We start from the raw sequence: 14821 nt of genomic DNA, 5'->3' as shown, positions 1-14821 counted from the left end.
ATATGGTAGCATTAACGTTAACGATTATATTGGCACTAATTGTAGTTACATTTATCGCATTAACAATTAAAATTATTCCTCAGCAAAAAGTTGGGGTTGTTGAAAGATTTGGTAAGTTTCAACGTATAATGCACCCAGGGTTAAATATTTTAATACCAATTGTAGATCGTGTTCGTGTATATCATGACTTACGCATTCAACAAACGAATGTACCACCGCAAAAGGTAATTACGAAAGATAATGTTCAAGTAGAAATTGATACAATTATTTTCTATCAAATTGTTGAACCAGAACTTGCGACATATGGTATTTCAAACTATGAATATGGTGTTCGTAATATTACGTCAGCAACGATGCGTCAAATCATCGGTAAAATGGAACTGGATGAAACGTTATCTGGTCGTGAAAAAATTTCAACAGAAATCCGCTTAGCGCTTGATGAAGCAACAGAAAAATGGGGCGTACGTATTGAACGTGTCGAAGTTGTTGATATTAACCCGCCAAAAGATGTGCAAGCATCAATGGAAAAACAAATGAAGGCTGAGCGTAATAAACGTGCGATTATTTTAGAAGCTGAAGCAGCAAAACAAGATAAAGTCCTTCGCGCTGAAGGGGAAAAGCAAAGTAAAATCTTGATGGCTGAAGGGGATAAAGAAGCGCGTATTCGCGAAGCTGAAGGTATAAAAGAAGCAAAAGAATTAGAAGCACAAGGGGAAGCACGAGCAATTGAAGAAATTGCAAAAGCAGAACAAAATCGTATTGAATTGCTTCGTGAAGCGAATTTGGATGAGCGTATACTTGCTTACAAATCATTTGAATCATTAGCTGAAGTTGCAAAAGGACCAGCAAATAAAGTCTTTATTCCGTCTAATGCAATTGAAACACTTGGTACTCTTGGGGCAATTGGAGAAATATTTAAAGAAAAACAAGCGAAGAAACTACCTTCAAATGATACAGGAAAAGAACAATAAAAGTGAGGAAGAGAAATGGTATACCATTTCTCTTTTTTGTGCGTATATTCTGAAAAGTTTGTACATATCCATGTATAAAGAAGGTGATGCAGTGAAAAAGTATGCAACTCGAATACATGGGAAGAAGCTGATTTCGTTACTCCTTTTATATGCGCTAATAGTAATTATGATAGCGTCGATTTTGACGTCATTTTTACATACAATGAAATCGAATTATGCAAATCAATGGTTTGGAAAAGTATCGATGCAAGGTTTTGTTCAAATGATAGAAAGTGAGAATCGCTATTACGGATTTGATTATTTTAAGAAGAATAAAAGAGAGTCAGTTGGGAATTTAATGTTCTCTATCGCGACAGATTTGAAAATTAAAGATTTAAGAACATTCGTCGGTAAAGAAGTACCTGGTATGTCAAAGTATTATTCTAATATTATCGTAGCTGGGGAAGGGACAAACTTGACAAATATCCCAAATGAATCTAGTGTACCGATTGAAGAAGTAACGAAAGAACGGGAAATAGCAAAAGATAAAGTTACAGAAGCGGAAAAGAATAATCCGGTTCAGAAAAAGAACGGAGCGAAAAAAGGTGAAAGTGCAGTATATATTTATCATACACATAGCTGGGAATCCTTCTTTCCATTATTACCAGGGGCAACTGATCCATCTAGCCCAGATGTAAATGTGTCTTTACTAGGGAAACGTATGAAAGAGCAACTTGAAGGACAAGGAATTCCGGTAGTTCATGATAAAACGAATATGGGTGATTTATTAGCGAGTAAAAAGTGGGTATGGTATCAGTCATATAAAGCGTCTCATGAATATGTAAAAGAAGCATTAGCACAAAATAATAAAATTGCGTTTCCGATTGATATACACCGTGACGATCAGCGTAAGAAAGTAACAACAAAAGTAATTAACGGAAAATCGTATGCAAGATTATATTTTATAATTGGGATGGAAAATGAAGGCCGTGCTGAAAATGAAAAAATTGCAAGAGCAATCAATAGTTATTTAGATGAAAACTATTACGGATTAAGTAGAGGGATTTTTCCAAAGTATAAAAAAGATGGAAATGGCGTTTATAACCAAGATTTATCGAAAAATGCGATGTTAATTGAAGTTGGTGGTGTTGATAATACGTTAGATGAATTATATAACACAATTGATGTGTTAACAGAAGCGTTTAGTAAATATTATTGGAATGATGCGGAAAAAGTGAATGGATGAGGGACGGGAGACCGTTCCTTTTTTATTTTGGAATCTTAAAATGTGATATAATTGAATTTTATGAATATTAAATGAAGGGAGAGAGAAACATGCAAATACTACTAATACGCCACGGAGAATCAGAAGCTGATATTTTACATGTGCATGAAGGTCGAGCTGATTTTGAGTTAACTGACAAAGGGAGACAACAAGTACAAAGACTTGTACAGAAAGTGAAAAAAGATTTTGCACCAGATTTCATTTGGGCAAGCACATTAAAACGCGCTCGTGAAACGGGTGAAACATTAGCAGAAGCAATTGGTTGTCCAATTCAATTAGAAGAGGAATTAATGGAGTTTAATAATGGAGTGCAAGCAGGCTTATCATTTGAAGAAGCAAAGAAATATCCAGAGCCAAAGTTTCTTCATGATCGTTTTGAAAACGGGGAATCGTTTATTGAGTTTCGAATGAGAATAGAAGGAATCTTTTCTAAAATCTTGACAGAGAATACATATGACCGAATTGCAATTGTTGCCCATGGGGGCGTAATTAATAGTCTATTACGTGCATTTTTCAAAATGCCAATTTCAATGGACTACTATTTCAAAATGGGAGATAGGGAATAAGTTTAATTGAAATTGAGGGTGAACAAAAAACGGTGCATTTCATTAATGATACGAATCATTTGGACGGGATGTAAAGACTTATGTACAAAGTTGTATTTTTCGATGTTGACGGTACGTTATTAAGTGAGATTGATAGAAGCATGCACGAAAGTACAAAAGAAGCGGTACAAAGATTAATAGATAAAGGAATTCACGTAGTTGTTACAACTGGAAGACCATATAGTTTATGCTCACAATTTAAGGAACTAGGTATAAATACGTTTATTTCAGCAAATGGTGCACATATAAAATGTGGGAAAGAAGTTATACATAAATCAGTACTTTCAAGCGAAATCGTTCATGATATTTCAAATTTTGCTGAATTACATGGTCACAGTGTTTCTTACTTTACAGAAGAATTTGCAATGAATAATATTGCTTCCAAAGATGAACGTGTCATGCGAGCGTTAAATGAAACCTTAAATTTAGAGCAGTATCCTGACAAAGTTAGAAACTTATCAGATGAGATGTATTGCATATGTCTGTATGCTGATGATACAGAAGCTCAAAAATTCATTGAAAGATATCCAGCACTTACATTTGAGCGTTTTCATGGTTACGTTATAAATGTATTGGAAGATAGTAAAGTATCGAAGCTAACTGCAATTCAAAAAGTATTGGAACATTTAAACATTAGTAAATTAGAAGCCATTGCTTTTGGCGATGGTGGAAATGATATTGAGATGTTGCAGTATGTAGGATTAGGAGTTGCGATGGGAAATGGTGGAGAGGAGTTGAAGAGAAGGGCTGATTTCGTTACAACGAAGGCGAGTGAAGGCGGAATTTCTTATGCCTTAAAGAAGTTGCGCATTATTTAAAACTAATAGTTAGTCAGTGTGAAAAATCCTGTTTTATTAATGGCTTTTGTTAATATGTATACTGTTTTAGGGAATTATTTGAGCTCTCCTACTTACAATTTAACTGCAGAACAAATCCTTTATTTTCGCTTAGCAGGGCTGTTTGGTATGTTGCTCTCACCACTTGCAGGTCGTTTAACAAAGAGGTTTGAAGTAAGGAAAGTTCTTTAAGGAGGATTGTTGATTGCTATTTTTAGTCTAAGTTCAATAGGCCTTGTTTCGTATCTATCTCTACTTGTAATGATGAGTGTCTGTTTTGTAATAGGTATTGTTATATCCGTTCCGTCTTTAGTTTCTCTTGTAGGTCAATTAGGAGGGAAAGCAAGGGGAATAGCAGTATCTATTTATACTTTTATTTTATTTTATTTTTAGGTACTAGTATAGGACCTATCATTTCTATTTATCTTATGAAAATAGGAGGTTATGCTCAAACATTTATTTTATTAGGAATGATACTTTTTATTGGTTTTGTAGCTTCTCTATTTATAATTAATGAATGAATGGAAAATCACTCAAATAAAGGAATGCGAGGATCGTTCATATGCTCGCATAATAAAATATGAATTTGTCCACGATGATGATAAAAGTGTGCAACGATTTCAAGTAACCATTCAAAGCGCGAATAAGAAATACCCCAATAGGCAGTCATAACTTCTGCTAATTCTATTTGGGAGTAGGAAAGAAATGTTTTAGAGAGAAGGTTGTAACCTTCAATCATCGTTTGTTGCATGTGAGCAACTGTTACGGGGGTACGTTCTATATAAAAGGTATGTAATTCTTTTTCTGGAATACCATTTAAAATGAGTAAATCAGCATGACAAATAAGAGAAAGATGTGCACACATTTCAAATAATGATCGTTTTGAGTGAATCGGTTGTATTTTTAAATCGTTTTCACTATATTGGTTAAGCATATCAATAGAAGTATCAATAGCAACTTTTAGTTGATGCAATGCAGATTGAACAAACATTGTAATTCTCCTCGTCTCCGTATATAATAGTTTCTTGAGGATATTATATCATACTCAAAATTCCGAAAATTCTAGTAGTTTGACTAGCATAATGAAAAGTATTATATTGTAAAAGGTCATATGAAACGTGAAATAGAATGGAATGCAATTATTGAGTTAGGAGTTAGACCAATGAGTTTGAAATATGGAAGAGATACAATTGTAGAAATTGACTTAAATGCTGTAAAACATAATGTAAAAGAATTTAAAAAACATGTAAATGATGAAGAAATTAAGATGATGGCTGCTGTAAAAGCGAATGGGTATGGCCATGGGGCAGTTGAAGTTGCCAAAGCTGCAATTGAAGCAGGAATACATCAACTTGCAGTTGCATTTGTAGATGAAGCAATAGAATTAAGAGAAGCAGGAATTACTGTGCCGATTTTAATTTTAGGATACACACCAGTAGCGGCTGTAGAAGATGTAATTCAATATGACGTTATGATGACTGTTTATAGAGTAGAAGATTTACATGGTATAAATGAAATTGCAAACCGTCTTCAAAAGAAAGTACAAATTCAAGTGAAAATTGATACAGGAATGAGTCGTATCGGTTTACAAGAAGAAGAAGTTAAACCATTTTTAGAAGAATTAAACCGTATGGAGTATGTAGAGGTAGTAGGGATATTTACGCATTACTCTACGGCAGATGAAATCGATAAATCATATACGAATATGCAAACAAGTTTATTTGAAAAAGCTGTTAATACAGCGAAAGAATTAGGAATTCAAATACCATATATTCATAGTTCAAATAGTGCGGGATCAATGGAATTAAGTAACACATTTCAAAATATGGTACGCGTTGGAATAGGAGTGTACGGTATGTATCCGTCAAAAGAAGTGGATCATTCAGTCGTTTCTTTACAGCCTGCGTTGTCGTTAAAATCAAAAGTAGCTCATATTAAACATGCGAAGAAGAATCGTGGTGTAAGTTATGGGAATACGTATGTAACAACTGGTGAAGAATGGATTGCGACTGTACCAATTGGTTATGCTGATGGTTATAATCGTCAATTATCTAATAAAGGCTATGCGTTAATTAACGGGGTTCGAGTACCTGTTATTGGCCGTGTTTGTATGGACCAGTTAATGTTGGATGTTTCAAAAGCGATGCCAGTACAAGTAGGAGACGAAGTAGTATTCTACGGTAAACAAGGTGAAGAAAATATCGCAGTAGAAGAAATAGCGGATATGTTAGGTACAATAAACTATGAAGTTACATGTATGCTAGATAGAAGAATTCCGCGTGTCTATAAAGAAAATGACGAAACAACTGCAGTTGTAAATATATTAAGAAAAAACTGAATCATTTCGATTCAGTTTTTTTATTCATATCAAATGCGAATATACCCTCGTTATGTAATACGGAGTAAACTTTGTGAAACACACTTTTTAGTTCATCTAAATTAAACTATCACCGGCAGAGATGACCAGTCCCGCAACAAAGATCTAATATACGAGAGTAGGGAAGAGCATCTTGTAAAACGAGGCTGGGTAGGAGTATTAAACAAAATGTCTCCAATGTTTATTATAGATGTTTGCTAAAATATCATAACTAGAATAAATTGTTTTTTTAACATATGTATTCACCTAAAAATTCATTAAATTATAATAGTCATGCCTCGTTTTAATTTCAAAACCACATTGTGTATATAGTTTTAAAGCGTGGATATTTTTTGTTTCGACGTCTAATTCAATTGTTGAAACTCCTTCTGTAATAAGGGTATGTACTATATTACAAAGAATATCTTTTCCGTATCCTTTACCTTGATAAGAAGGATGAACGGCGAATCCTGATAGTGTAGTAGATTGCTCTTGTTTAGAAACTGTAATTGTTCCTATCACTTTTTCAGCAATAAGGGCACTGTAAACTTGATGGGAAGATGAATTCATCATTTTTTGTAACCATGTAGTCGTATTTTCTACTGAATCACCAAAAGCTTTACTAGAAATTTTAATAAGATCAAGAAGTGATTCTGAAGTTGCAAGAGTAAGCTGTATATTATTATCTGTTGTTTTTTGAATTTCGTTTGTTTTGCACTCCATACTATATTCACTATATAAATATGGTAACTTCATATGTTTTACAAATTCATTCCCAGAAATAGAATCCCCATTAATAATAAGAAGAGCTTCATCTGTTTCTCTATTTTGTATTTCTTTCATTGCAGTTTGTAAAAGGATAGTTCCGAAACGTTGTTTTCTAAAATGAGGATGTACAAAGCCTATTAGTTCAAGCTTTGTTGGTCTTTCGAAATCATACATATTTAAAGCGCCAATTAATTGAGTACCGTTATAAAGAAGAAAATCGTTTATATAATCTTCATTTCGATTTTTTAAAAAGTTGATATGTAAATCTGAAGAGTAATTAAGATTGTCTTGTTGCCCACAAATATAAGCCAAATCCTTCATTTGCTGTATTTCACTTTCTGTTACAGAACGCTTTTTCTGAATATCCATTGTATACTCCCTCTCATTCGTATTTAAAAATAGGATGGGTGACTTAACCATTTTTTAAATTCCACATTACCTTGCACAGATAACAGTCGGTATAAATAACGATAAGGCTGTCTATATTCTTCTAAGTGAGGAATAGACATAATTGTTTCGTAACCACTTTTAAAGGCATGTACTTCTTTTTCGGTAAGTACATATTCTAGTCCGATAAAATCAAGCTCTCGCGGAGCAACAGCGTAAGCTTCAGTATCTACTAAACCCGTAATAGTTGTACCGTCAGATAAAAATTGAGTAGGATCCATATCAATTAAGACGAGTGTAGATTCCTTTGGTACGGACAGGGAAGAAAGTTGTGATTCAAAAGTAGGGAATGCATTTTGTATGCTTTCATCATCGGAATAAAACATATTCACAAGCTCTTTACTCACGTTTAAAATATGTGATTGGAATTCATCTAGTGGAATTTGGAACGTGCCTGACGGATTTCCTATGAAATCGGCTTTAAACTTATGTATTTCTGCAAGTCCTTTTCCTAGGCTGAATAAAATAGAATCTGGTTGCTCGATAAAAGATTGAACTGTGTTACCTACTAACTTTTCGACCACCACAAATTCACGGCTATTTAAAACATGTTTTTCTAATATTGTTGGGATAGGAAGATTCGTATGTTCTTGCAGCAATGTATGTACCGTTTCTAAATGATGGACGTTCCTTGGATCAATTCCAAATAGATTTTTACATCCCCACCAAAAATCATTATTTGGTTCTTCATTCATTTTAGAAGCACGAACGATAACTTCTGTATCTTCTGTTTGAACGAGAAAAACATCACTTGCATGATCTTCATAACCCGGGTGCAAGGCTTGAACGGATAGAATAGGTGAATTGAATAGTTGTTGTAACATGAAAAGACTCCTTTTTCTGTAAATTCCATAAATTCATTATATAACAGATGATGTGTTATGAGGATAAAGATAAAAAGATAGACAGCATACTTACATTTATAGTGAAAACTCATTAAAAATATTATATTTCTCTATTTTTGTATGAATTGTCTAAAAATAATATTGGTAATACTTGAATGTAAGACTCGTATCTTTAAATCTATGAAGAGTAAAAGTAAAATTAAGCATTCATTTATAAGATTGTGAATCACAATAATGTAGACTATAGAAAATATTTCTCAATAATAAAATGAAGAGAAAAGCATGAAGAAGTAGAATGCATTCATTTATAATAGACTTAAATTAATTAATATAATTAATTGTTAATTTTATTATATTAATTGGATAGGAGAGAATGTTATGGCAAATGTACTCGTAATAAATTTTCCTGGGGAAGGTCATATTAATCCGACTTTAGCTGTTGTAAGTGAGTTAATTCAGCGAGGGGAAACAGTTGTTTCTTATTGTATTGAAGATTATAGAAAGAAGGTTGAAGCAACAGGTGCGGAATTCCGAGTGTTTGAGAATTTTCTCTCTCAAATTAATATTATGGAACGAGTAAATGAAGGTGGGAGCCCTTTGACGATGCTATCTCATATGATTGAAGCATCAGAGCGTATTGTTACTCAAATTGTAGAAGAAACAAAAGAGGAAAAATATGATTATTTAATATATGATAATCATTTTCCAGTAGGACGTATTATAGCGAATATTTTACAATTACCAAGCGTTTCATCCTGTACAACGTTTGCTGTTAATCAGTACATTAATTTTCATGATGGGCAAGAATCGAGACAAGTAGACGAAATGAATCCATTATATCAATCTTGTTTAGCGGGAATGGAAAGATGGAATAAGCAGTATGGAATGAAATGTAATAGTATGTATGATATTATGAACCATCCTGGTGATATTACGATTGTATATACTTCAAAAGAATATCAGCCGCGTTCAGATGTATTTGATGAATCGTATAAATTTGTAGGTCCATCAATTGCTACTCGAAAAGAAGTGGGGAGTTTTCCTACCGAAGATTTAAAAAATGAAAAAGTGATTTTCATTTCTATGGGAACAGTTTTTAATGAACAACCTGCTTTGTATGAAAAATGTTTTGAAGCGTTTAAAGATGTAGATGCGACAGTCGTATTAGTCGTTGGCAAGAAGATAAATATAAGTCAATTTGAAAATATCCCGAAAAACTTTAAATTGTATAATTATGTCCCGCAATTAGAAGTTTTACAGCATGCTGATGTATTCGTGACACATGGTGGTATGAATAGTTCGAGTGAAGCGTTATATTACGGTGTTCCATTAGTTGTAATTCCGGTAACAGGAGATCAGCCATTCGTTGCAAAACGATTGACTGAAGTAGGGGCAGGCATAACACTTAATCGTAACGAGTTAACTTCTGAATTGTTACGTGAGACTGTAAAGAAAGTAATGGATGATGTGACGTTTAAGGAGAATAGTCGTAAAGTGGGAGAATCGCTTAGAAATGCTGGTGGATATCAAAGGGCAGTTGAGGAAATATTTAAATTAAAAATGAAGCCGTACGTAAAGATTAAATAGATGTTAAAAACACACTTACTTTTAATTTGTAAGTGTGTTTTTAGTATTACGCGTTACATGTGTTACATAAAAATAGCGATAAAGGAGAAACTTTTCTGTATATAAATCGATACCTTTGAATTAGTAGTAAAATTACGTTAAAATAATACTAAGAAAATATATAAGTTTTGGGGGTAATGAATGAAGAAAGTATTTGAATACGTATTATTAACAATTGGCTCAATTATAGTAGCAGGTTCATTAGAGCTTATTTTAGCACCTAATGGATTAGTAGATGGCGGGGTAACGGCTATTGCAATTATGGCAAATAAAGTCGCAGGATTGCCGCTTTATGGTGTGTTCTTAGGAATTAATATCCCAATTTTATTATTTACTGCAAAAGTAATGGGAAAGAAATTTTTTATCCGTACATCTTATGCGAATGTAGTTACAACACTCGGATTAATTTATTTAAAACCATTTCCAGCAATTACGACTTCTGAGTTATTAATTGTACTTTATGGTGGAGTACTGTTCGGAATTGGTGTTGGGATTGTTGTTAAAATGGGTGGAGCAATTGACGGTTCGGAAATGTTAGCAGTTTGGATGAATAAACACTTTAATGTACCGATTAGTACATTTTTACTTGCAGTAAATGCAGTTATTTTCATTTTTGTTGCCATTTTATTTTCAATCGAACAAGCGATGTTCTCGTTAGCAATTTTCTATATTGTTACGAAGATGATTGATTTTATACTAGATGGTATTAATCAAGGTAAGAGCGTTATGATTATTTCTGGTAAGAATAAAGAAATAGGCGATTTACTTATGAAAGAATTGCAACTATCTGTTACGTATCTACATGGAGAAGGTGGTTTTTTAGGGGAGCATAAGAGAATCATTTATTGCATTACAAACCGATTCATTTATCCGAAAATGAAAGATCTCGTTCTCTCTGTAGATCCAACCGCTATAATCGAAGCTTCCTATTCAACAGAAACGACTGGTGTGAAACGTCCGGGAAGGAAAGCTAGGTCAGGTGAATAACTAGAAGAAGGCTGTCCAAAAAGTTATTTTGGACAGCCTTCTTTTTTATTTTGTTGAATTGTTAACATGTTACAAGTTAAACCCACTGTTAACAAGTTTCCTTGCAACTAGGAAACCAAGCGTCTTTTAATAATGTAGCCAACGTTTCAATTTTATTTTCTGGAATACTACCAAAGCCGAGTAATACGTATGATTCCTTACGTAAATCATTCACGAAATCATATGGAGAAAGTGGGTATAATTTAACGCTTTGTTTTTTAGCGGATTCAATCAGTTCATTTTCATTCATACTGTTATGGACACATAAAACAATATGAAGTCCGGACTGTTCGCCAAGAATTTGAACATTAGCCCCCATTTCTTTCATAATGGATTTTACTAACGCATGATGTTTTCTTTTATATAGTGTACGACTCCGATTAAGGTGACGTTCCCAATTCCCGCTTTGTATAAAGTTAGCAAAAGCAAGTTGTTGTATTGTAGCGACTGTTTGTTTGAAAATTCCATGCAGTTCTTGATATGTTTTTAAAAGGTGTGGTGGTAAAACAACATATCCCATTCGTAAAGAAGGTAAAAAAGATTTTGAGAAAGTTCCCATATAAATAACGCGTTCATTTGAATCAAGACTTTGTAAAGAAGGAATCGGCTTACCAGCGTAGCGAAACTCTCCGTCATAGTCATCTTCAATAATGTATCCGCTGCAATCATTAGCCCACTTTAACAATTCTAATCTTCTAGATAAAGGCATAATAATCCCGAGCGGAAATTGGTGTGATGGTGTAACGTATGCGACATTGGAATTTGTATTGTATAAACTAGAAATATCAATCCCTTTTTCATCCAATGGTATGGGATGAATTTGTCTATCACAGCTTTTAATGATTGCGTGTATACGGTGAAATCCAGGGTTTTCAATGCCGTATTCTTTTGTAGGGCCAAGCAGTTGAAGTAGTAGCCAGAGAAGTGGCTGCGTTCCGGCGCCAATCACAATTTGATCAGGTGAAGAATGGACACCGCGAGAATGATATAAATATGTTGATATATGCTCTCGAAGAGCGAATTCACCTTGAGGGTCTTCTTTGGCAAATAGTGCATTTTCGTATGTAAGTATGGATTCTTGTAATGCTCGTTTCCAATTTGTAATCGGAAATGTATTTTGATCAATAAGTCCTTGGCTACAATCATATTCAAATTTTTCGTCTATCAAATTGCTCGTCTTCTTTGCTGCATTTCGCTTTTTATTTGGGATAACGTCAATATCGAAATTTGCTACAAAAATACCACGTTTCGGTTTACTTTCTACATAACCTTCAGCTAATAATTGTTGATAAGCTGATTCAATAGTAATGCGGCTAATATTAAGTTGTGATGCTAAATTTCTGTGTGAGGGTAGACGTGTGCCAACAGAAATAGTCCCTTGTATAATTTCAGCTTTTATATATTCGTAAATTTGCAAGTAAATAGGTGTGTTACTTTGTAATTGCAATGGGATAGTAAAATCCATATAAAACTCTCCTTTAAAACTGGCCGTATAAAAAACACTTAAACTGCCACTTAAGTAAAGGGCAGTTGCTTTCTATAATAATGATATAACATTTAGAAAATTATTTAAATAGTTAAGGGAGAGTTAAAAATGAATGTTAAAGAAGTAGTAACAGAAGAGCAATTACATGAAGTATTACCTGTTTTACAGCAATTAAGAACGAAACTTTCAAAAGAGGAAACAAGCTCTTTATTTCGAAATATGAAAGAAGAAAATTATAAACTATTTTCGTTGCGTAATGAGGATGATGAAGTTGTTAGCCTTGCAGGTGTAGCAATTTGTACGAACTTTTATAATAAGAAACACGTTTTCGTATATGACCTTGTAACAGCAGAAGCACATCGTTCAAAAAGACATGGGAAAGTATTACTTTCGTATATAGAGAACTGGGGAAAGGAAAACGAATGTGAGTCTATCGTCCTCACGTCAGCATTTTCAAGAATTGATGCTCATCGTTTTTATGAAAGAGAAGGGTATGATAAGGTGAGTTATTCTTTTCATAAAGAATTATAAAAAATAAGAAGAAGTTGTCCCGCAAAAATTGGGAACAGCTTCTTCTTATTTTTTAAGTTATTATTAAACCGTAAATAGGTTGTAAGTTATGGTATATGTATTTGAAAAGGTTATATAGTGTATTTTGTCGAATTGTTTTAATTTAATAAAGAGAATGATTGGAGCGCTTATACTTGAAAAAAATAAAGAAACTATCAATCCCTAATGATGCTAGAGTTATCGTCATATCTGATATTCATGGAGAATTAAATCTTTTAAAAGAAGCACTACATAAAGTTAACTTTAAAGATGAAGATTATTTAATTATTAATGGAGATCTTTGCGAGAAAGGACGAGATAGCGTAGGCGTAGTAAACTACGTTATGAATCTTGTAAAGAACAATTCAAAGGTTCACGTTGTTGAAGGGAATTGTGAAGTTTTAGTTGATGCTCTTCTAAATGAAAATCCTGATCTTATTAATTATTTATGTATGAGAAAGCACTCGATTTTTAATGAATGGCTAGAGCAATTAGGTTTTTCAGTTCATGAGGGCACTTCAATTCGTGAAGTGAAAGAAGCATTGTTAAGTGAATTTTCACAAGAACTATATTGGCTAACAGAGTTGCCAACAGCGATTGAAACAGAAGATTATATTTTTGTGCATGCCGGTCTAGAAGATAGAGTAGATTGGAAAGAAACAGAGCGCAAAAATGCGATAGCAATGCCACAGTTTTTTAATAAATCACATAAAGCAAATAAGTATGTAATAGTTGGTCATTGGCCTGTCGTGAACTATTCTGAAGAAGCACCGTCTAACAATCCAGTTATTGATAAGGAGAAAAAAATTATTGCAATTGATGGAGGAAATGCAATTAAAGAAGCAGGGCAATTAAACGTATTTATTATTCAGAGGAAACAAACCGGCGATACGTTTTCTTATACATATGTAGACTATTTTCCAGAGTACGAAGTAATAGCGGATTTTAATGCGAATTCAGAAATGCAGGGCGGAGTGACATATCCGTATTATTACATAGAGCCTATCGAGAAGATGCAAGATTACACCGTATGTAAACAAAAGGAAACGAATAATTTACTCACTGTAAAAAATGAATATATGAAACAACTTGAGTCAGGTGAATATACAGTGAAAACCGATATTTCTTGTGCGCAAATAAGCGTTAGGAAGGGAGATATCGTTTCTCTCATTGATGATAGCTGTTCAGGATATGATTTAATTAAAAAAGATGGCGTAGAGGGTTGGATAGGGAAAGGGATTTTAGTTGAGATAGAAAAAGTGAAAAATAAAACATTAAGCTGAAATAGGAGGGGTATAACCTCCTATTTTTTTAAAGGAGTAGATTGCTTGCTGTCTTTAATAAGTAAATAAATCGTACTCGGCAGAATGATAAGCGTCATTCCTAAAAGAATTGCTAGTATAGCATAACCTCTATAGGGAGCAGAAATGATAAAAGGAAGTATCGCTAAAAAAATACCTGCTATCATCATTGAAATACTACTAATATTTGAAGCTCTTTTTTCAAGGTGCTTATCATTCCATTCTAATGAAACGGTTGATTTAGTCGTATCAATTTTGGAACTGAAATAACCTATTAATATAAATAAAAGCCCTAATGCTAAAAATATGAAATGATCAAGAGGAAGTGAAAAGCCAAGAGCGATGAGGGCGATGACAATATCGACAAAAAATAAGAATAGTAACATTGTGTTACCGATCCAATGGAGAAATTTCTGGTTACTCGCTGCTTTAGATAAAGCTAAAAATACAAAGAATAAGAAGGAACATATAATTATATTTACGATTACAAAAGTGCTTTTATCCATTGTTGATGTAGGCGTTCCATTAAAGTCCCATTTCGTAACAATACTTAATGGTAAAAAGAAATAGAGAATAATATTTGTCATAATAATAGTAAGAAATAAAGCAATACTAAATCGATTATTCACTGAATCACCAGCTTTCTAAATCAATAATTGGTATCTAATAACAAAATTATACAATATAATATATGATATTAGTTTTGATTTTTCTGAAAAAATATTATAATTATATATGAAA

General features: G+C 33.2%; 13 protein-coding genes and 3 pseudogenes. 10 read left to right on the top strand and 6 right to left on the bottom strand.

The annotated features are described in order from the left end of the window. The first annotated feature begins 2 nt into the window (after nt 1-2). From ACTFR3_RS06665 to ACTFR3_RS06645, 5 genes and pseudogenes are all read left to right on the top strand, one after another. Complete coding sequence (locus ACTFR3_RS06665) at nt 3-971, top strand: SPFH domain-containing protein (RefSeq protein ID WP_440044295.1); 969 nt, start codon at nt 3-5, stop codon at nt 969-971. Continuing rightward, nucleotides 949-2196, top strand: coding sequence for a stage II sporulation protein P (gene spoIIP, locus ACTFR3_RS06660; protein ID WP_312037232.1), 1248 nt, complete (start codon nt 949-951; stop codon nt 2194-2196). Before ACTFR3_RS06665 ends, spoIIP begins: the two co-directional genes overlap by 23 nt. A gap of 89 nt (nt 2197-2285) precedes the next feature. Then, nucleotides 2286-2875 (top strand): annotated as a pseudogene (locus ACTFR3_RS06655) (histidine phosphatase family protein). A gap of 6 nt (nt 2876-2881) precedes the next feature. After that, nucleotides 2882-3658: a Cof-type HAD-IIB family hydrolase gene (locus ACTFR3_RS06650; RefSeq protein ID WP_000278973.1), complete on the top strand. Its 777-nt coding sequence runs from the start codon at nt 2882-2884 to the stop codon at nt 3656-3658. 30 nt (nt 3659-3688) lie between these two features. Then, nucleotides 3689-4197: pseudogene (locus ACTFR3_RS06645) on the top strand (MFS transporter); the annotation flags it as partial. Nucleotides 4198-4205: 8 nt separating this feature from the next. On the opposite strand, the gene ACTFR3_RS06640 reads toward ACTFR3_RS06645, so the two are convergent. After that, nucleotides 4206-4667: a DinB family protein gene (locus ACTFR3_RS06640; protein WP_000497991.1), complete on the bottom strand. Its 462-nt coding sequence runs from the start codon at nt 4665-4667 to the stop codon at nt 4206-4208. A gap of 171 nt (nt 4668-4838) precedes the next feature. Between ACTFR3_RS06640 and alr the strand changes: the two genes are divergently transcribed. Next, nucleotides 4839-6014 carry an alanine racemase gene (gene alr / locus ACTFR3_RS06635; RefSeq protein WP_002182683.1) on the top strand — a complete coding sequence of 392 codons (1176 nt, stop codon included), beginning with the start codon at nt 4839-4841 and terminating at the stop codon, nt 6012-6014. A gap of 22 nt (nt 6015-6036) precedes the next feature. Here alr and ACTFR3_RS06630 read toward each other — a convergent pair. From ACTFR3_RS06630 to ACTFR3_RS06620, 3 genes and pseudogenes are all read right to left on the bottom strand, one after another. Continuing rightward, nucleotides 6037-6299, bottom strand: a pseudogene (locus tag ACTFR3_RS06630) (class I SAM-dependent methyltransferase); the annotation flags it as partial. Then, nucleotides 6300-7169, bottom strand: coding sequence for a GNAT family N-acetyltransferase (locus tag ACTFR3_RS06625; RefSeq protein WP_440044294.1), 870 nt, complete (start codon nt 7167-7169; stop codon nt 6300-6302). Nucleotides 7170-7192: 23 nt separating this feature from the next. Then, complete coding sequence (locus tag ACTFR3_RS06620) at nt 7193-8071, bottom strand: nitrate reductase (RefSeq protein ID WP_410989713.1); 879 nt, start codon at nt 8069-8071, stop codon at nt 7193-7195. A gap of 399 nt (nt 8072-8470) precedes the next feature. On the opposite strand from ACTFR3_RS06620, the gene ACTFR3_RS06615 reads away from it, so the two are divergent. Further along, the gene (locus ACTFR3_RS06615; protein ID WP_060852183.1) at nt 8471-9679 is read left to right on the top strand and encodes a macrolide family glycosyltransferase; all 1209 of its coding nucleotides are present in this window, start codon (nt 8471-8473) and stop codon (nt 9677-9679) included. A 180-nt stretch (nt 9680-9859) separates the two neighbouring features. Then, complete coding sequence (locus tag ACTFR3_RS06610) at nt 9860-10705, top strand: YitT family protein (RefSeq protein ID WP_000755126.1); 846 nt, start codon at nt 9860-9862, stop codon at nt 10703-10705. Nucleotides 10706-10793: 88 nt separating this feature from the next. Here ACTFR3_RS06610 and pdxR read toward each other — a convergent pair whose 3' ends face one another. Next, entirely contained in the window at nt 10794-12209 is a 1416-nt protein-coding gene (gene pdxR, locus ACTFR3_RS06605) for a MocR-like pyridoxine biosynthesis transcription factor PdxR (RefSeq protein ID WP_071740424.1), read from the bottom strand. Between the two features lie 129 nt (nt 12210-12338). Here pdxR and ACTFR3_RS06600 point away from each other — a divergent pair, with 129 nt between their 5' ends. After that, nucleotides 12339-12761 (top strand): GNAT family N-acetyltransferase, encoded by a 423-nt coding sequence (locus tag ACTFR3_RS06600; protein ID WP_001101116.1) that lies wholly within the window; start codon nt 12339-12341, stop codon nt 12759-12761. Nucleotides 12762-12934: 173 nt separating this feature from the next. Beyond that, nucleotides 12935-14062 (top strand): metallophosphoesterase, encoded by a 1128-nt coding sequence (locus ACTFR3_RS06595; protein ID WP_048655643.1) that lies wholly within the window; start codon nt 12935-12937, stop codon nt 14060-14062. A 20-nt stretch (nt 14063-14082) separates the two neighbouring features. Here ACTFR3_RS06595 and ACTFR3_RS06590 read toward each other — a convergent pair whose 3' ends face one another. After that, nucleotides 14083-14709: a DUF1648 domain-containing protein gene (locus tag ACTFR3_RS06590; RefSeq protein ID WP_440044292.1), complete on the bottom strand. Its 627-nt coding sequence runs from the start codon at nt 14707-14709 to the stop codon at nt 14083-14085. Nucleotides 14710-14821: the final 112 nt, after the last annotated feature.

The organism is Bacillus cereus group sp. MYBK14-1 (assembly GCF_051916885.1).
In the GTDB taxonomy this organism is placed as follows: domain Bacteria; phylum Bacillota; class Bacilli; order Bacillales; family Bacillaceae_G; genus Bacillus_A; species Bacillus_A cereus.
This window is presented reverse-complemented; position numbering and strand designations above follow the sequence as displayed.